Origin of the sequence: Streptomyces asiaticus, from assembly GCF_018138715.1 — a bacterium.
In the GTDB taxonomy this organism is placed as follows: Bacteria; Actinomycetota; Actinomycetes; order Streptomycetales; family Streptomycetaceae; genus Streptomyces; species Streptomyces asiaticus.
The window spans coordinates 1,145,230-1,162,384 of the sequence record NZ_JAGSHX010000006.1; the positions used below are offsets into that span (position 1 = coordinate 1,145,230).

Below are 17,155 nucleotides of genomic sequence, written 5' to 3' on the forward strand. Positions count from 1 at the left end.
GGTGGGTTGACGGGGTGCCGCCCCTCATCCGGTCAACGGCGGCCGAGCGGCGCCGCCTTGTGTCCGCCGTACGGTTCACCGCTCCGAACCGGGGGCCTGGAACAGCGCGAGCAGATCCTCCCGCCCGAACATCCGCGCCGTCTCGACGGCCGAGGGCGATCCGGCGCGCGGGTCGGCACCCTTGGCCAGCAGCACCCTCAACACCTCCGCCTCACCCTTGAACGCGGCGCCCGCGATGGGGGTCTGACCCCGTTCGTTCACCCGATTGGGGTCGGCGCCGCGCTCCAGCAGGGCCGACACCGTCGCGGGATGGCCGTAGTAGGCCGCGAGCATGAGCAGGGAATCGCCCTTGTCGTTGGTGAGGTTGGCCGGGACGCCCGCGTCCACATAGGCGGCGAGCGTATCGGTGTCACCCTGCCGGGCCAGGTCGAAGACCTTGGCCGCCAGTTGGAGCACCTCCGGGTCGTGGGCGGGCTCGCTCTCGGGGTTCGATTCGGTCATGGCCTGTCGCCTCCGGCTTCGCTACCTGGGTATGTGATCATCCACCCTAAGGACGGCGGCCGGCCCACCCGGGCAGGCGGGCGCCCCGCCCGGCAGGCGGTCGACCCGTAGCGCCACGCCTCCATGGTGATGATTACACCGATAATCCACCCAATTGCACCTTTCGCCCGGTGGATGCATGCTGTGATCCTGGAACCACTCATGGTGACTGACCGTCCCCCATCAGCCAGGAGACCGTGATGATCCTGTCCATTTCCGGCGTCGTGCTGCTCGGCATCATCGTCTTCATCTTCTTCCGCAAGGACGGCCTGAAGGGGTCGCACGCGGTCATCTGTGCGCTCTTCGGCTTCTATCTCGCGTCCACCGCGATCGCCCCGAGCATCAAGGCGGGCGGCGCGAGCCTCGCCGGCCTCTTGGGTGGGATCAAGATCTGACGTGGGCCGGAGACCGCTCCCCCGCCTCCGTCTCGGCAGCGCCGGGGGCACCCCGCCCGTCCCGCCCGGCCGCGGCCGGGCGTTCGCCCGCAGCACGGCCGACGGCGTCGCCGATGTGCTCCAGCCGCTGGTCGCGCTCTCGCGCGGGTTGCGCGTGCTCGCCGCCGTCGGCCGACGCAAGTGGACGGAACTGCCGGGCGACCGCCGGGGACCGGTGTGCACCCTCGTGGTCGCCTGCGGCTTCGTCCTCTACCTGCTGCCGTACGGGCCCCTGGCGGCGGCGATCAGCCTGATCGGCGCGGCGGGCTGGGCCGGGCGGGGGCGCGCCGGCGCCGCCTCCGAGACGCCCGCCGACGGGACCGAGCGGCTGCGCACGCTCTACGAGGCGCTGGTGCCGTACTTCTCCGCCTCCGAGGACCCCAGCCCGCTCTACAGCCACGGCGGCGACTGGTCCGAGGCGTTCGACTCCTTCGCCTTCGACGAGAGCGGACGGCTCACCCGGCTGCGCCTCCACTACCCCGCGTACTTCACCGACGGCGAGCCCGCGGCCCGCACCCGGATCGAGCAACTGCTGTACGCGAAGTCGGGGCGCGGCCGTGAATATCTGTTCGAGTGGGACGAGGAGGCCAACAGCCTCACCCTGACCGTGCTGCCCGCCCTGTCCACCGCGATCCACGCCCAGCGCTTCGTCACCGCGCCCGGGGAGACGGTGCTGGGCTTCACCGACCCCTCGTCGGTGCAGCGGACGCTGCCGGTGCTGGCGGGGCCGGAGACGTGCGGGGAGGACGAGGAAGACGAGGAGAGCGCGGAGGGCACGCGGGAGGTCGGCCTCAAGAAGGCGGCAGCGGACGGGCCGGAGACCCATGACGTACCGCCGGTGGTCTGGCGCACCGGCCCCCGTTCGACCGAACCGCATCTGCTCGCGCTCGGCCAGCCAGGAAGCGGCACCACCACCCTGCTGCGCTCCATCGCGCTCCAGGCGCTGCCCCATGGCGAGGTGCTGGTGGTGGACGGCGGCGGCACCGGCGAGTACGCGTGTCTGAGCGGACGTACGGGGGTGCTGGCCGTGGAGTGCGGGCCGGCCGGGACGCTGGCCACGCTGGAGTGGGCGGGCCATGAGACCGAACGCCGGCTGATCGCCGCCAACCGCGCCCGCCAGCTGGGGCACGCGCCGCCGGAGGACATCCAGCGCCCGCTGTGGATCCTGCTGGACCGGCCGTCGGTGATGAGCCATCTCGCGGCGGCGGACGGCCGTACCGATCCGCAGGAGCTGCTGGCCGTGCCGCTGCGGCACGGACGGGCGGCGAACGTAAGGGTGGTGGTGGCCGATCAACTGGACGCCGCGGAGGCGCTGAGCGAGGCCGTACGGAGCCACACCCGGGCCCGGGTGGTACTGGGCCCGGTCCCGTCCGAGCAGGTCACGGCCGTCCTCGGGGCGCCGCCGCACACCACGCCGACGCCCGAGGTGCCTCCGGGCCGCGGCTACGCCCGCCTCGGCGCGGGCCCGGTGCACCGCCTCCAGGTGCCGGCCACGCCCGATCCGTACGACGAGGCGGCCAGTGAGGCCGAGCGGCAGGCGGTGCTCCGGCTGCTCCCGGCCCCGGACCCGGCGGCACCCCAGGCCCCGGCACCTGTCGGGGGCTAAGCGCTCCGCTGGAAGTGCCCTGACCTGTCGTCGATCGTCCGCGGCGCCGTCGTGGCTGGTCGCCCACGCGGCGAAGCCGCATATCGACACAGCCGCGGCGGAGCCGCATATCGGCACAGCCCCGCGCCCCTTCGGGGCGCACCCGAACCGCACCGGACTTCAATGAGGCGGCTTAGCCGGCCGGGGGGCCACCGCCGCGTCGCCTTACGGCGGCTCAGGCCACATACGTCCGCGGCGCCTCCGCCTCGATCGTGGCGCCCGTGGCCACCAGGTCGGCGGCCGCGGCCAGCCGGGTGGCGGCCTTGTCCGCGACCGCTCCCCCGACCGTGAACGGCAGCCGTACGTACCCCTCGAACGCGCCGTCCACCCCGAAGCGCGGCCCCGACGGCACCCGGACCCCCAGCCGGGCGCCCGCCTCGGCGATGCGGGAGCCGGAGAGGCCACCGGTGCGGGCCCAGAGGGTGAGCCCGCCGTGCGGGACGGTGAACTCCCAGTCGGGCAGATGGCGCCGCAGGGCGTCGACGAGCGCGTCCCGGTTGCCGCGCGCGAGCTCCCGGCGGATCCCGATGGCCTCCTCCCAGCCGCCGGTGTTCAGCAGCCAGGCGACGGCGAGCTGTTCGATGACGGGGGTGCCCAGGTCCGCGTAGGCGCGGGCGGCGACCAGGCTGCGGATGACATCGGGCGCGGCGCGCACCCAGCCGATCCGCAGCCCCGCCCAGAAGGTCTTGCTCGCCGAGCCGACCGTGATCACGGTACTGCCCGCCGGGTCGAAGGCGCAGACCGGCCGGACCAGCTCCACCTCGTCGTCCAGCCGCAGCTCGGCCATGGTCTCGTCGGCGATCAGGACCGTACCGGCGGAGCGGGCGGCGTCGACGAGCTGGCGGCGCTGGTCCTCGGTGGCGAGGGCGCCGGTGGGGTTGTGGAAATCGGCGATGACGTAGGCCAGCCGGGGCGCGGCGGCGCTGAGCACCTGGCGCCAGGACGGGATGTCCCAGCCCGCCAGCCGGTCGGCCATGGCGACGGGGACGAGCCGGGCGCCCGCCTCCCGCATCAGCTGGAGGATGTTGGCGTAGCTGGGCGATTCGACGGCGACCCGCTCCCCGGGCCGGACCATCAGCCGGCAGGCGGCGGCGACGGCCCCCATGGCACCGGTGGTGACCATGATCTGCTCGGGCATGGTCGGTATGCCGCGGGCGGTGTAGCGGTCGGCGAGCGCCTGGCGCAGGGCGGGCAGCCCGGCGGGGTAGTCGCCGTGGGTGTGGGCGTAGGGCGGCAGTTCGTCCAGGGCGCCGCGCATGGCGCGGGTGAGCCAGGGTTCGGGGGCGGGCAGCGCGGCACAGCCGAGGTCGATCACGGAGGCCGCGGCCTCGGGCGGGAGCGGATCGAGCCCCCGGGTGGGCAGCGGGCTTCCGGCGGGCATGGCGGTCCAGCTCCCGGCGCCGCGCCGGGACTCCAGGAACCCCTCGCCGCGCAGCGCCTCGTAGGCGGCGGCGACGGTGGTGCGGCTGACCGCGAGCGCCGCGGCGAGCTCGCGCTCGGCGGGGAGGCGGGCCGCGACCGGAACCCGGCCCTCCAGGATGAGCAGCCGTACGCCGTCGGCGAGGGAGCGGTAGGCGGGGACGCGGCGGCCCCCGGTCAGTGAGGCCGCGGCCCCGGCGGCCACGCCGTCGCGGGTGTGCTGTGACCCGAGCAGCCGGGCCAGTTGGGGTGCCCCGACAGCGGACGTCCATGGACTCATCGAATGCGGTCCACCTTTCGGAGATTGGCCGTGGAACTGGACTGGTTCCAGGCCACAGAGTGACATGCCCCAGGCCACTCACACCAGGAGCACGCGTTGTCCGACCTTCCACGCCACCGCCTTCCACGCCGTCTTGCCCAGCTCTACGTGGGGCTGGTGCTCTACGGGGTGTCCATGGGGCTCCAGTTGCGCGCCATGGTCGGTCTCGACCCGTGGGACGCCTTCCACCAGGGCATCTCCGAGCACACCTCGCTGTCGATCGGCACGGTGACGGTCGTCGTCGGCGTCGCCGCGCTGCTGCTGTGGATCCCGCTGCGCCAGCGGCCGGGGCTTGGCACGGTGTCGAACGTGCTGGTGATCGGGCCTGTGATGGACGGCACACTGTGGCTGATACCGGAGCCGGAGGCGCTGGCGGTGCGGATTCCGCTGCTGCTCTTCGCGATCGTGCTGTGCGGCGTGGCCACCGGGCTCTACATCTCGGCGCGGTTCGGGGCGGGTCCGCGGGACGGACTGATGACGGGACTGCACCGGCGCACCGGGTGGTCGATCCGGCTGGTGCGGACCGGGATCGAGCTCGCGGTGCTGACCACCGGCTTCGCGCTGGGCGGCTCGGTGGGGGTGGGAACGGTGCTGTTCGCGCTGACCATCGGGCCGCTGTCGCAGTACTTCCTGCGGGTCTTCGCGATTCCCGCACCCGGCGGGACGGGCTCCGGGATCGTGGCGCGCGGCGGCGCCAGGGCCCAGGTCCGGGACCTGATTTAGGTCTGGGGCCGCCGGGGCGGTAGTGTACGCCCTTGGCCTACCAGGCGGACCGTTACTGCGCGCTAAAGTACCAGAAACGCTGGGTGACATCTGCTGCCAGATGTGACAAACCGGGCGCCTGTGGGTAGAACAACGGGGCGGCACGACGGGCGACGCATGTCCCAATACGGGAATCTTCACCGCCGACCGGACGTTGACCGGATGACGACGACAGCGACACCTGTCCTGTGGGCGACAAGCCCGGGAGGCACGATTCATGAGTGAGCGAGCTCTTCGCGGCACGCGACTCGTGGTGACCAGCTACGAGACCGACCGCGGCATCGATCTGGCCCCGCGCCAGGCGGTGGAGTACGCATGCCAGAACGGCCATCGATTCGAGATGCCGTTCTCGGTAGAGGCGGAGATCCCGCCGGAGTGGGAGTGCAAGGCGTGCGGCGCCATGGCACTCCTTGTCGACGGCGACGGTCCAGAGGAGAAGAAGGGCAAGCCCGCGCGCACGCACTGGGACATGCTCATGGAGCGGCGCACCCGCGAGGAGCTGGAGGAGGTGCTGGCCGAGCGGCTGGCGGTTCTGCGCTCCGGTGCCATGAACATCGCCGTGCATCCGCGGGACACCCGTAAGTCTGCCTGAACCGAGCGGCAGCACTGCGGTAACAACTGAAGTACAAGGGCCGGGGCCACTGCTCAGCAGTGGCCCCGGCCCTTGTGCGCCCTTCGCGCCGGCCGATGTGCGCCCTTCGCGCCGGCCGTGCCGTGGCTCAGCCCCGGTCGCGCGGCCGCAGCCCGGGCCCCGGCTCTCCGTCGCTGTCCCGGTCCCGGTCGTCCCCGTCCCGTATCACCTCGCCCTGGATGACCGTGCCCTGCTCCGGGCGCTCCCGCCCGTCCCGGCGCTCCCACTGCTCACGGGCCTGCTGGAAGGGGTCGGACGGCGATCCGGGGACGAAGCCCATCCGGCGCGACAGCGCGCTCTCCGCGCGGCGCCGCAGCAGCGCCCGGGTCGGCGGGAACAGGCACACCAGCGCGGCCACGTCCGAGACCAGCCCCGGCACCATGAGCAGCAGCCCGCCGAGCATCGTGAAGGAGCTTCCCGGCCGCGCGGCGGGCTCCTCGGCGCCCGGCCGCATCGACCCGGCCAGGCTCTGCCACGCCCGGCGGCCGCCGCGCTTGACCACGGCCCCGCCCACCACCACGCCCGCGACCAGCAGCAGGAAGACGGTCAGCCCTCCGGCGACGTCCGCCACCAGGGTCAGCAGCCAGATCTCCAGCACCAGCCAGGCGGCGATCCCCAGCGGTACGAAGGTGCGGGCGCGTGAGCGCTTCGGGCGGGTCGGGTCGCTCTGCTGCGATGCGCCGGTCATCATGCCTCCAAGTGTGCCCGGGCCCGTGACCGATACGGAGCGCGGGTCGCACGGCCAAGGGGATCGAGGGATCTCATGGATTCCAACGCGCGAGGGGTCCCACAGGGTCCAGGAGCCTCGAGGAGACCGGGCGGAATCCGCGAAAGCGCGAGGTATCGGCGGCGGCGGGCCGGGTACCCGCCGCCGACGGAGGTGTCGAATGACGGCTGTGCTGGAGGTCCTCGTGTGGTGGGCGGCGCTGACCGGGGTCTGGCTGGTGCTGATCAGCACCGTGGACCCCCTGGAGCTCCTGGTCGGGTCGGCCTCCGCGCTGGCCGCCGCCGTGCTCGCGCGCGCCGGGCGCCGGGCGGTGACGGACCGGTGAGCACCTCCGACGGCTGGCTGGCGGCGGCCCTGGTGCCGCTGCTCGCGCTCGTACCGGTGCTGTGGCGGATCGCCTACGGCTCGCCCAAGGACCGGCTGATCGGCCAGAACCTCACCTCGCTGCTGGCCGGTCTTGTGCTGCTGCTGGCCGCACAGGGCTTCCACCGGACCTCGTACAACGATGTGGCGCTGGTGGTCAGCGTGCTCGGGCCCACCGGCACGCTGATCTACGCCCGCTTCCTGGACGTCCTGCCCGACTCCCGGCTGGTGCGCTGGACGGCGCTGGTCGGAGTGCCCGCCACAGTGCTGCCGCTGTGCGTGGCGACCGGGCCCGGCCGGGCCATGGTGAAGCTGCTGCTGATCGGCGCGCTGCTGATCGCGGGCAGCGTGGTGACCAGCGGCCGCGGCGGTAAGGGGGGCGTCACGGCATGACCGATGTGCTGATCGCCGTGGCGCTGCTGCTGGCCGCGGGCGCCGCCACCGCCGCCGTGCTCAACCGTGACCCGGTGCGGCAGGCGCTGGTGCTGTCCTTCCTCGGCCTGACGCTGGCCCTGCTGTTCACCTTCCTCCAGGCGCCGGACGTCGCGCTCTCGCAGCTCGCCGTCGGCTCGGCGGTGACGCCCCTGATGATCCTGCTGACCGTGCGCAAGGTGCGGCGCCGCCCGGGGAGCGGTGACGGCGTGGACGAGACGGCGGGCCGGGAGCGATGAGCTCCCGGGTCCGGCTGTGGGTCTTCCTGGTGGGCGCCGCCGGGTTCGCCGCGCTGTTCGCCGCGGCCTGTTTCGACCTGCCGGCGTTCGGCACCGTCCCGCACCCGTACGGCGCGCGAGCCGTGCACGCCGCACTGAGCCATCACACGGCCAATGTCATCGCGTCCGTCAACTTCGATCTGCGCGCCTTCGACACGCTCGGCGAGGAGACCATCCTCTTCTCGGCCGTCATCGGCACCGTGGTGCTGCTCCGCCAGGCCCGGGACGAGCACCGCAAGGATCCCGAGCCCGCCACGGTCCATCCCCCGGTGCGCCGGTTCGCGCTGCTGACGCTGCCGTTCGCGCTGCTGTTGGGCCTCTACGTGATCGCGCACGGCCAGATCAGCCCGGGCGGCGGCTTCCAGGGCGGGGTGGTCACGGCCACCGCCCTGCATCTGCTCTACATCGCCGCCGACTACCGGGCCCTGGAGCGGGTCCGCCCGCTGACCCTCTACGAGATCGGGGAGGCCGCGGGCGAGGCGGCGTACGTGATCAACGGGCTCGCGGCCGTCCTCGCGGGGTCGGCGTTCCTCGCCAACGTCCTGCCCTTCGGCACCATCGCGACCCTGTCCTCCGGCGGCACGGCGATGGTGCTCAACGCGGCCGTCGGCCTGGAGGTCACCAGCGGGATCGTGGTCCTGCTGGCCCGGTTCCTGGATCAGGCGGTGGAGATCGAGGAGCCCGGGGAAGACGACGGGAGCCCGCGGGACACAGGAGACAGCGGGGGCAACGGAGACGACGAGAGGGAGCCAGCGTGACGGTCCTGCCGTATCTGGTCGCCGGATGGATCTTTCTGATCGGTGTGTACGGGCTGGTGACCAGCCGGGACCTCATCCATGCCGTGGGATGCCTGGCCGTCACCCAGTCCTCCACCTATGTGCTGCTGCTCGCCGTCGGCTACCGGAACGGCGGCACCGCACCGGTCTTCGCCGACGCGCCCACGGACAGCCGGGTGGTCGACCCGGTCGTCCAGGCGCTCACCCTCACCGACATCGTGGTCGGCGCGACCGTGACCGCGCTGCTGCTCGCGCTCGTCGTCCAGCTCCGCAAACGCCATGGCACGGTCGACCCGGACGCCCTGTCCGAGCTGAAGGGCTGACCGGGTGGACACCGCACGACTGCTGCCGCTGGTGGTGGCGGTGCCGCTGCTGGGCGCGGCGGTGCTGGTGGCCACCGGACGGCGGCTGCCCCGGCTCGTCTCCGACATCGTGGGCTGCGCCTTCGCCGCCGCCACCGCCGCCATGGCGCTCCTGGTGCTGTTCCGGGCCGGTCACCCCGGACCGGGGACCTATCCGGTGGAGTGGGTGGGCGGCTGGCGGCGGGTGGGCATCGTGCTGGTCGGCGATCCGCTGGGGGCCGGGCTCGCGGCGCTGGTCTCGCTGCTCGTCGTCGCCGTCCTGGTCTACTCCTGGCGCTACTTCGAGGAGCCCCCGCGCCGTCACACCGGCTCCTTCCCCGCGCTGGTCCTGGTGTTCCAGGCGGGCATGTGCGGTTTCGCGCTGACCGGGGACCTGTTCAACGCGTTCGTCTTCTTCGAGCTGATGGGCGCGGTCGCCTACGCGCTGACCGGCTTCCGCGTCGAGGAGCCCAAACCGCTCCAGGGCGCGCTGGCCTTCGGAGTGGTGAACTCCCTCGGCGCCTACGTCACCCTGCTGGGCATCACGCTGCTGTACGCGCGCACCGGGGAGCTGGGGTTCGCCCAGATCGGGCGGCGGCTGGACGCGGAGGGGCCGGACGGGCTGGTGCTCGCCGCGTTCGTCCTGGTGACCACCGGGCTGCTGGTGAAGGCGGCCGCCGTTCCGTTCCACTTCTGGCTGCCCGACGCACACGCGGTCGCGCCGACGCCGGTGTGCATGCTGCTGTCCGGGGTGATGGTGGAGCTCGGTGTCTACGGGGTCGCCCGGGTCTACTGGACGGTCTTCTCCGGGCCCGGCGGGCTCTCCCACCCCGACTTCACCCGCGCGCTGCTGGTGCTGGGCGTCCTCACGGCGCTGCTGGGCGCGGTGATGTGCTGGCAGCAGCGCCATCTCAAACGGCTGCTGGCGTTCTCGACCGTGGCCCACACCGGGCTGTTCCTGATCGGCGTGGCCGTGCTCACCCCCGAGGGGATGTCGGGCACGGCGCTGTACGTGCTGGGCCACGCGGGGGTGAAGGCGGCGCTCTTCGCCTGCGCCGGGGTGCTGCTGGACCGGTACGCGACCGTGGACGAGCACGAGCTGTTCGGCCGGGCGCGGGAGTTGCCCGCCGTCGGCGTGCTGTTCGCGCTGGGCGGGCTGGGCCTGTGCGGGCTGCCGCCGTTCGGCTCCGGGCTCGGCAAGGCCGCCGCCGAGGAGGCCGCGGGGCACACCGCCGGATGGCTGCCCGCGCTCTACGTCCTGGTGTCGGCGGTGACCGGGGGCGCGGTGCTGCGCGCCGGGCTGCGGATCTTCGCCGGAGTGGGCCGGCGGCCCCGGGACGAGGAGGAGGGCGGCCCGGAGACCACCGGCGAGGAGGAGCCCGAGACCGGCGGCCGTCTTGTGCGCATCCCGGTGCCACTGCTGGCGGTGCCCGCCGCGCTGCTGGCCGCGTCGCTGGCCCTCGGGGTGATCCCGGCCGTCGGGTCCGCGGTGGGCCGGGCCGGGGCGCTGTTCACCGACACCGGCGGCTACCGTCGGACGGTCCTCGACGGACACACCGCGGCCGCCCCGGCACATCTGCCACCGCACTGGCAGCTGACCGGGATCCTGCTCGGGCTGCTCTCCACGGCCCTCGCCATCACCCTGGCCACACTGGCGGTGCGACGGCCGGTCCACACCGGGACGGCCGCGCTGCTCGCGCCTGTACGACGACTACAGTCCGGGCATATCGGCGACTACGTCGCCTGGCTGATCGCCGGGACGGCGCTGCTCACGGTGCTCACCGTCCCGGGGGTCCGCTGAGCCACCGGAACCGGGGCGCGCCCGGTCCCCCGGGTCAGCGGTGGCGCAGTGCCGAGATCAGCTGGCTCTTGGACATCTGGGACCTGCCCTCGATGCCCGCCTTCTGGGCCTCGCGGTACAGGTCCTCCTTGGTCCGCGTCTCCATGCCGCCCGACTTGGCGCCCCCACGGGCCGCCATGCGGCGCCCCGACGTCTTTCCGCTCTTGGCGGTCGCTTTGGCCATGTTCCGCCTCCTTCCGCCTCAAGTGTCCGGTACGGGGCGGAACATCGCCCGCGGGACTACTCCGAGCGCGGAGGGCGGCCCTGCGGCCGGGGACCGGAGGGCCCAGGACTCCTCGGACTTCTAGAAATCCTTGGAATCCTTGGAATCCTTGCGGCCCAGCACCTTGTTGACCCGCGAGCCCACACCCCAGGACATGACCCGCCAGGCCGCCTCCGTGACGATGTCGCGGCTCATCTTGCTCTCGCCGCGCTCGCGTTCGATGAAGGTGACCGGGACCTCGATGACGTGGAAGCCCGCCTTGATGGCCCGCCAGGCCAGGTCGATCTGGAAGCAGTAGCCCTGGGAGGCGACCTCGTCCATGCCGATGCCCTCGAGCGTCTCCTTGCGGAACGCGCGGTAGCCCGCCGTCATGTCGCGGATCGGGACGTCGAGGAGCAGTCGGGAGTAGGTGCTGCCGCCCCGGGAGATGAACTCGCGGGACTTGGGCCAGTTGACGATGCGGCCGCCGGGCACCCAGCGGGAGCCGATCACCAGGTCCGCGCCCTTGAGCGCGGTGAGCAGCCGGGGCAGCTCCTCGGGCTGGTGGGAGCCGTCGGCGTCCATCTCCACCAGCACGCCGTAGCCGTGCTCGATGCCCCAGCGGAACCCGGCCAGATAGGCAGCGCCCAGGCCCTCCTTGCCCTTCCGGTGCAAGACCTTGACGTGGTCGTCCTCGGCAGCCAGCTCATCGGCGACCTTGCCCGTGCCGTCCGGGCTGTTGTCGTCCGCGACGAGAATGTGCGCGTCCGGAACCGACTCCCGGACCCGCGCGACGATCGGCTTGATGTTCTCCGCCTCGTTGTAGGTCGGGATGATCACCAAGGTCGTGCCGAGCGGACCGTACTTCCGCCGGCCACCGTCATCCTGGCTCTCGTTGCTACGGCGCGGCTCCTCGGCCTCGGCGCCGGCCTCCCCGGCCTTCGCGCTCGGCTCGTCGGCCTTGGTGCCAGGCTCCTCGGCCTCGCGTGCGTCGCTCACGGCTACTGCCCCTTCTTGTCCGTACGTCCCCGACGGCCGATCATGATCGCGGCCGCGCAGGACAGAACGCCCACCATAGCGAGCACCCACTCGGGGGTCGCACCGACGCGGTCGGCCAGGGTCTTGCCGTCACGCAACGGGATGCGCGCGGTGAGCACATCTTGCGTGAATTCTTTCGTCCGCTGCTCGATCGTGCCATCCGGGGAGACCACGGCGCTGATCCCGCTCGTGGCCGCGGTGATCACCGGACGGCCGTGTTCGATCGCCCTCAGCCTGGACATGACCAGCTGCTGCTCGGGCTGGCCGCTGCGTCCATAGGTGGCGTTGTTGGTCTGGACGACGATCGCCCGGGCGCCCGCGTTGACCGTGTCGCGCACGATCTCGTCGTAGGCGACCTCGAAGCAGATCACGTCGCCGAGCCGGGCCGGGCCGACGTTCAGCACACCGGTGTGGTCGCCGGGGTAGAAGTCGCGGGGCACCCGCTGGAGCCGGGTGATGATCTTGCTGAGCTCCTGGCGGAAGGGGACGTACTCACCGAAGGGCACCGGGTGCTGCTTGGTGTACGAGGCGCCGGGGCCGCTCTTCGGGTCCCAGACGATGCCCTGGTTCTCCACATAGCCCTGTTTGGTCGGATGGTCGACCAGGGCACCGACCAGCACCGGAACGCCGATCGACTTCACGGCCTCGTCGATCCGGGCGTACGCCTCCCGATACTGGAAGGGATCGAGGTCGGAGGCGTTTTCCGGCCATATGACGAGATCGGGCTTGGCGATCCGGCCCGCCTTGATGTCCTTCGCCAGGTTCAGGGTCGCCTTCGCATGGTTGTCGAGGATCTTCATGGGGCGGCCCAGGAAGTCCATACCGGGCTGCTGCACATTGCCCTGAACGACCGCGATGTCGACCGAGTCGTCGGCGGCGGTGGGAATGGGCACCGCGAATCCGGCGGCCGTCACGGCGGCCGCGACGGCCACGGCCCCGGCGGCGGGCAGGGCGCGGCGCGGCGAGAAGCCCCCGGCCGCGCGCAGCCGCCACAGGGTGAGCGCGGCACCGGCGAGCGCGCCGCCCGTCAGGGCGACGCCGAAGGTGACCAGGGGGGCGCCGCCGAGCGCGGCGAGCGGGGTGTAGGGCGAGCCGGTGTTGGCGAAGGCCAGCCGGCCCCAGGGGAAGCCGCCGAAGGGCACCCGGTCGCGGGCCCACTCCTCGGCGACCCACAGACAGGCCGTCCACAGCGGCCACAGGGCCGGTACGGGCAGCCGGGAGACCAGGGCCAGCCCCGCCCCCATCAGGGCGAGGAAGGCCGCCTCGATGATGGACAGGCCCACCACCGCGTCCCAGCCCACCACGCTGAGCCACTTCAGCAGCAGCAGGAAGAACGGCCCCCCGAAGGCGAAGCCCGTCCAGGCGCCCTGGCGGGCGGTCCGGCCGTGGGTGAGCAGGGCCAGGGCGGCGACGGCCACCAGGGACAGCGGCCACACCCCGAACGGCGGGAAGGCGAGGCCGAGCGCGAGCCCGCTGACCGCCGCGAGCGCGCTGCGCCGCGCCTCCCGGCGGGCGAGCAGGCCGAGGCGGCGCAGCCGGCCGGGCCGCCGCCCTCCGGCGGACGACGCGGAGGCGGACCCGGAGGCGGCGGAGGCGGTCTCGGACGCATCGGGCACGGACCCGGAGGCGGCGGACGCGGTCCCGGACGCATCGGGCACGGACCCGGAGGCGGCGGAGACGGCCTCGGACGCGGCGGACACGGTCCCGGATGCGCGTCCGGACGCGGCGGCACCCCGCGCGGCAGACGCGGCTCCGGACACGGCAGACGCGGCACCGGATGCGGCAGTCCCCGGCGCGGCGGCCCCGGTCGCGCCGGATTCCCCGCCCTCGGCGGCGTCACGATCCTCGACGGCGTCACGGCCCCCCACGGCGTCACCGCCCTCCACGGGCTTACGGCCCTCGGCGGCGTCACCGCCCCCGAGGGGATCACGACCCCCCACAGCGTCACCGCCCTCGGCGCCATCGGCGCCCTCCGTGGGCGGCGTGGCGGCGGAGCCGGTCGTCCGCTGACCCGGTCGGTCTGCGTCCGGCCCGGTGGGGGCGGCTTCGGCGGTGGTGTCGGAACCCGATGGCACGGTGCGGCCTTCCTACAGGTCGTGCTGTGGTGAGGTGACCGTATAACGCGGGCGCGCGGAAGTGGTCCCGAGGTGCGGATTGTGACCTCGGGGTAGAGAAACGCTTCGGCCATGGCGGGGGTTCCCTCGCCCGGCGGCGGCCCCGCCCCCGCGTCGGGGGGCGGTCCGCCGGTGTGCGCGTGCGGAGTGGGGGCCCGACGCCCTTCGGGCCGACCTGGGACCCGCTGGCTGCGGATCGACCGAGAGCCGTTGTCTACTGAGCGTCCGGGCCCCTCCCGGGTCGCACCTGCCGACCCGGCGATCCCTCCCTCGCCCCCGTGCACTGGACCTGGCTCCCAGTGGTGGCGCACCACGGTGGCGCGTCTCCCTCTGGCCCAGCGGCGTTCGACGACTTCGTGAAGATTCCCCGGTCGGGCGTCCTGTGGTGGACGAGCCCGAACCTACCGGCCACCGACCGCACCCTGTCAACAGCCACATGACCTGCGCCGTTTCCTCAAATGACCAGGTCAGTACGGACGGTGTTCAGATGCCACGACAGGCCGGGGGCTCATCGTTCGGCGGTACGGGGCGCCCGCGCGTCACTCGTCCGGCCGGAGGTGGACGGTGCGTCCGCCCACCACCGTGCGGACGCAGACGGGCAGTTGACCCCCGGGAGTGAGGTCGGGCAGACCGGGGGTGCCGGAGCGGGGATCGGTGGACCAACCGGCGACGCGCGTGTCGGGCACCTGCACGATGAGCTCACCGGTCCGCCAGATCGCGTAGTCGGCGGGTGCGCCGGGCGCCAGGACGCCCGCGTCGTCCCGTCCGATGGCCCGCCAGCCGCCGCGGGTGTGGGCGGTGAAGGCGGCGCGGACGGAGATCCGGTGCTCCGGGGTGCGGTGGAAGGCGGCGGCGCGCACGGTGCCCCAGGGGTCGAGCGGGGTGACGGGGCTGTCGGAGCCGAGCGCCAGGGGCACTCCGGCGCGCAGCAGCGCCGCGTAGGGGTTGAGGGTGCGGGCCCGCTCGGGGCCGAGCCGCTGGGCGTACATGCCGTCCTCGCCGCCCCACAGGGCGTCGAAGGCGGGCTGGACGGAGGCGGTGAGGCCGAGGTCGGCGAAGGCCGCGACGGTCTCGGGGGTGAGCATCTCGGCGTGTTCGACGCGGTGCCGGGCGGCGCGCACGCGGGCGAGCCCGACCGTGTCGGCGGCGGTCCGTACGCCCTCGACGACGGCCGTGACGGCGGCGTCGCCGATGGCGTGGAAACCGGCCTGGATCCCGGCCTCGGTGCAGGCGGTGACATGGGCGGCGACGGCCGCTGCGTCCAGGTAGGCGGTGCCGGTGTGCGGCGTGTCGGCGTAAGCCTGGTGGAGACACGCCGTGTGCGAGCCGAGCGCCCCGTCGACGAAGAGGTCGCCCGCCGCGCCGATGGCGCCGAGTTCGCGCACCTTGTCCAGGTCGGAGGCGCCGCGCGCGGCCTCGGCCCAGTAGCCGTACACCCGCGGCCCCGGCTCTTCGGCGGCGAGTCGGAGCAGCCCGGTGAGGTCGTCCTCGGAGGAGATGTCGGGCCCGGCGCATTCGTGGAGGGTGCCGATGCCGAGCGAGGCGGCGCGGGCGAGGGCGGCCCGCTGGGCGTCGGCGCGCTGCCGCTCGGTGATGACCGCGTGGGCGGCGGCGCGTACGGCGTGGTGGGCGGCGCCGGTCAGCGGCGTGTCGGGGTGGTACCCGGCCAGGTCCGACACGCCGGGGACGAGGTCGAGGAGCGCGGTGGTGACGACGGCGGAGTGCACATCGATGCGGGTGAGATAGAGGGGGCGGCCGCCCGTCGCCTGATCGAGTTCGGCCCGGGAGGGCGGCCGTCCCTCGGGCCAGCGGGCGGCGTCCCAGCCGTGGCCGAGCAGCACCCGGTCGGCGGGGTGGGCGGCGGCGTGGGCGCGCACCCGCTCCAGCGCGTCGGCGAGCGTACCGGCGCCGGAGAGATCGAGTCCGGTGAGGGCGAGTCCGGTCGCGGTGGTGTGCACATGCGCATCGGTGAAGGCGGGCGTCACCAGCGCCCCGTCCAGCTGGATGACCTCGTCCACACCGTCCGCGAAGCCGTCCGCGGCCCCTTCGGAGCCGACCCAGGCGATGGTGCCGCGCTCGACGACCATCGCGGTCGCGAACGGATCGGCGGGGCTGTGGACCTCGCCTCCGCGCAGCAGGACGGTACGGCCTTCGGGGGCCTGGGCGGGGGTGGGGTCGTTCACGGCGGGCTGCCTCGATGGGGGTATGCGACGAGGGGTGTCGGAAGGGCGTTTCAGACGCGCGGCGGGCGCGCCTCGTAGGGCGTGGAGAGGACCACGGTGGTGCGGGTGGAGACACCCGCCAGCGAGCGGATCCGGCTGAGCAGGTGCTCCAGCTCCAGCGGGGTCGCGACGCGCACCTTGAGGATGTAGTTCTCGTCCCCCGCGACGCTGTGGCACGCCTCGATCTCGGGCACCTCGGCGAGCCGCTCGGAGATGTCGTCGGGCGCGCTGGGGTCGAAGGGTTTGACCGAGATGAACGCGGTAAGGGGAAGCCCGACGGCCTCGGGGTCCACGACGGCGGCATAGCCGCGGATCACGCCCCGCTGTTCGAGACGGCGAACCCGCTGGTGCACGGCCGATGTGGACAGGCCGGTGGCCTTGCCCAGGTCCGTGTAGCTCATCCGGCCGTCCTTGACGAGCAGCTCCACGATCTGTCTGTCCAACTCCTCCACAGCCGATCACCTTATGTGGTCGGGAGGGCTCCGGCACAACGGGTGGGCACCGGGTGGGCACAGCGGACATAGCCGCCGCTACGCCGCACCTGCGCCGGGCATGTGACGAACGCCACATGTCCTCATGGGTGTCCTATGAGATGTGGCGATTACCTATGCGGCCGCGAGGGAAATGCTTGCTGTGGTCGAGGCCGACGCGCCTGGCCAGCCCACCCGAGGGGGAAACTCATGCCTCATCTCGAGCGCCTCGACGCAGGCGACATCGATACCGACGAGATCCACGACACCTACGAGATGTTCCGGGTGATCTGCCCGGACTGCGCACGCCCCATCGCGCTCCTCGCCGACGAGGACGTTCTTCCCGAGCACGCGCTGTGCTCGTCCCCGTGGGACCCGTTCGGGCTCACGGTCTGCGCCGGCACCGGCCGCCGGGTGGCCGACGCCGAGCCCGCCGACGCGTCGCTGGACGCGCTCGAGCGGGACGCCGCGCTGCTGCTGACGCTTCCGGCGGGCCTGGACTGGCGGACACAGCCGTTCTCCCACCTCGGCGGCCCCGGTTCGCGACCGGTGCGCTTCCCGGTGACGCGGCGGTAGCGAAACGGCGGGGGCGCAGGCCGCGC

The 17,155-nt window shown here is 73.1% G+C and carries 19 protein-coding genes; 11 read left to right on the top strand and 8 right to left on the bottom strand.

The genetic code is table 11. The features are described 5' to 3' along the window. Window positions 1-75 precede the first annotated feature (75 nt). Window positions 76-501 carry an ankyrin repeat domain-containing protein gene (locus KHP12_RS12425; protein ID WP_086884478.1) on the bottom strand — a complete coding sequence of 142 codons (426 nt, stop codon included), beginning with the start codon at window positions 499-501 and terminating at the stop codon, window positions 76-78. A 239-nt stretch (window positions 502-740) separates the two neighbouring features. Between KHP12_RS12425 and KHP12_RS12430 the strand changes: the two genes are divergently transcribed. Both KHP12_RS12430 and KHP12_RS12435 read left to right on the top strand, forming a co-directional pair. After that, the gene (locus KHP12_RS12430) at window positions 741-935 is read left to right on the top strand and encodes a hypothetical protein (RefSeq protein WP_037965369.1); all 195 of its coding nucleotides are present in this window, start codon (window positions 741-743) and stop codon (window positions 933-935) included. A 1-nt stretch (window position 936) separates the two neighbouring features. Beyond that, window positions 937-2,580, top strand: coding sequence for a hypothetical protein (locus tag KHP12_RS12435; protein ID WP_211832945.1), 1,644 nt, complete (start codon window positions 937-939; stop codon window positions 2,578-2,580). A 214-nt stretch (window positions 2,581-2,794) separates the two neighbouring features. On the opposite strand, the gene KHP12_RS12440 is transcribed toward KHP12_RS12435, so the two are convergent. Then, on the bottom strand, window positions 2,795-4,318 hold the full coding sequence (locus tag KHP12_RS12440; RefSeq protein ID WP_037965292.1) for an SCO1417 family PLP biosynthesis transcription factor: 1,524 nt from the start codon (window positions 4,316-4,318) through the stop codon (window positions 2,795-2,797). 96 nt (window positions 4,319-4,414) lie between these two features. Here KHP12_RS12440 and yczE point away from each other — a divergent pair, with 96 nt between their 5' ends. Both yczE and KHP12_RS12450 read left to right on the top strand, forming a co-directional pair. Further along, entirely contained in the window at window positions 4,415-5,080 is a 666-nt protein-coding gene (gene yczE / locus KHP12_RS12445) for a membrane protein YczE (RefSeq protein WP_086884476.1), read from the top strand. 256 nt (window positions 5,081-5,336) lie between these two features. Beyond that, window positions 5,337-5,711: an RNA polymerase-binding protein RbpA gene (locus KHP12_RS12450; protein ID WP_014056358.1), complete on the top strand. Its 375-nt coding sequence runs from the start codon at window positions 5,337-5,339 to the stop codon at window positions 5,709-5,711. A 127-nt stretch (window positions 5,712-5,838) separates the two neighbouring features. On the opposite strand, the gene fxsA is transcribed toward KHP12_RS12450, so the two are convergent. Further along, window positions 5,839-6,441 (bottom strand): FxsA family membrane protein, encoded by a 603-nt coding sequence (gene fxsA / locus KHP12_RS12455; RefSeq protein ID WP_372455190.1) that lies wholly within the window; start codon window positions 6,439-6,441, stop codon window positions 5,839-5,841. Window positions 6,442-6,637: 196 nt separating this feature from the next. On the opposite strand from fxsA, the gene KHP12_RS12460 reads away from it, so the two are divergent. The 6 genes from KHP12_RS12460 to KHP12_RS12485 are packed head-to-tail and all read left to right on the top strand — an operon-like array spanning window position 6,638 to window position 10,468. Next, window positions 6,638-6,802, top strand: coding sequence for a hypothetical protein (locus KHP12_RS12460; RefSeq protein WP_167442678.1), 165 nt, complete (start codon window positions 6,638-6,640; stop codon window positions 6,800-6,802). Further along, on the top strand, window positions 6,799-7,233 hold the full coding sequence (locus KHP12_RS12465; RefSeq protein ID WP_086884475.1) for an MrpF/PhaF family protein: 435 nt from the start codon (window positions 6,799-6,801) through the stop codon (window positions 7,231-7,233). The genes KHP12_RS12460 and KHP12_RS12465 overlap by 4 nt, the downstream gene beginning before the upstream one ends. After that, a complete protein-coding gene (locus KHP12_RS12470; RefSeq protein WP_086884474.1) occupies window positions 7,230-7,511 on the top strand; it encodes a Na(+)/H(+) antiporter subunit B in 282 nt (93 codons plus the stop codon). The genes KHP12_RS12465 and KHP12_RS12470 overlap by 4 nt, the downstream gene beginning before the upstream one ends. Then, window positions 7,508-8,308, top strand: coding sequence for an MnhB domain-containing protein (locus tag KHP12_RS12475; RefSeq protein ID WP_086884473.1), 801 nt, complete (start codon window positions 7,508-7,510; stop codon window positions 8,306-8,308). Before KHP12_RS12470 ends, KHP12_RS12475 begins: the two co-directional genes overlap by 4 nt. After that, complete coding sequence (locus KHP12_RS12480) at window positions 8,305-8,649, top strand: sodium:proton antiporter (protein WP_037965275.1); 345 nt, start codon at window positions 8,305-8,307, stop codon at window positions 8,647-8,649. The genes KHP12_RS12475 and KHP12_RS12480 overlap by 4 nt, the downstream gene beginning before the upstream one ends. Window positions 8,650-8,653: 4 nt before the next feature. After that, window positions 8,654-10,468, top strand: a complete 1,815-nt coding sequence (locus tag KHP12_RS12485) for a complex I subunit 5 family protein (protein ID WP_086884472.1) — start codon at window positions 8,654-8,656, stop codon at window positions 10,466-10,468. Window positions 10,469-10,502: 34 nt separating this feature from the next. Here KHP12_RS12485 and KHP12_RS12490 read toward each other — a convergent pair whose 3' ends face one another. The 5 genes from KHP12_RS12490 to KHP12_RS12510 form a co-directional block, all read right to left on the bottom strand. Then, entirely contained in the window at window positions 10,503-10,691 is a 189-nt protein-coding gene (locus tag KHP12_RS12490; protein ID WP_020866919.1) for a Rho termination factor N-terminal domain-containing protein, read from the bottom strand. A 120-nt stretch (window positions 10,692-10,811) separates the two neighbouring features. Continuing rightward, complete coding sequence (locus KHP12_RS12495; protein ID WP_244203202.1) at window positions 10,812-11,552, bottom strand: polyprenol monophosphomannose synthase; 741 nt, start codon at window positions 11,550-11,552, stop codon at window positions 10,812-10,814. A gap of 158 nt (window positions 11,553-11,710) precedes the next feature. Further along, window positions 11,711-13,405 carry an apolipoprotein N-acyltransferase gene (gene lnt, locus KHP12_RS12500; protein WP_372455296.1) on the bottom strand — a complete coding sequence of 565 codons (1,695 nt, stop codon included), beginning with the start codon at window positions 13,403-13,405 and terminating at the stop codon, window positions 11,711-11,713. Window positions 13,406-14,400: 995 nt separating this feature from the next. After that, complete coding sequence (locus KHP12_RS12505) at window positions 14,401-15,948, bottom strand: amidohydrolase (protein ID WP_246649044.1); 1,548 nt, start codon at window positions 15,946-15,948, stop codon at window positions 14,401-14,403. A 146-nt stretch (window positions 15,949-16,094) separates the two neighbouring features. Beyond that, entirely contained in the window at window positions 16,095-16,535 is a 441-nt protein-coding gene (locus tag KHP12_RS12510; protein WP_020866923.1) for an Lrp/AsnC family transcriptional regulator, read from the bottom strand. A gap of 228 nt (window positions 16,536-16,763) precedes the next feature. On the opposite strand from KHP12_RS12510, the gene KHP12_RS12515 reads away from it, so the two are divergent. Next, complete coding sequence (locus KHP12_RS12515; RefSeq protein ID WP_086886552.1) at window positions 16,764-17,129, top strand: hypothetical protein; 366 nt, start codon at window positions 16,764-16,766, stop codon at window positions 17,127-17,129. Window positions 17,130-17,155 lie beyond the last annotated feature (26 nt).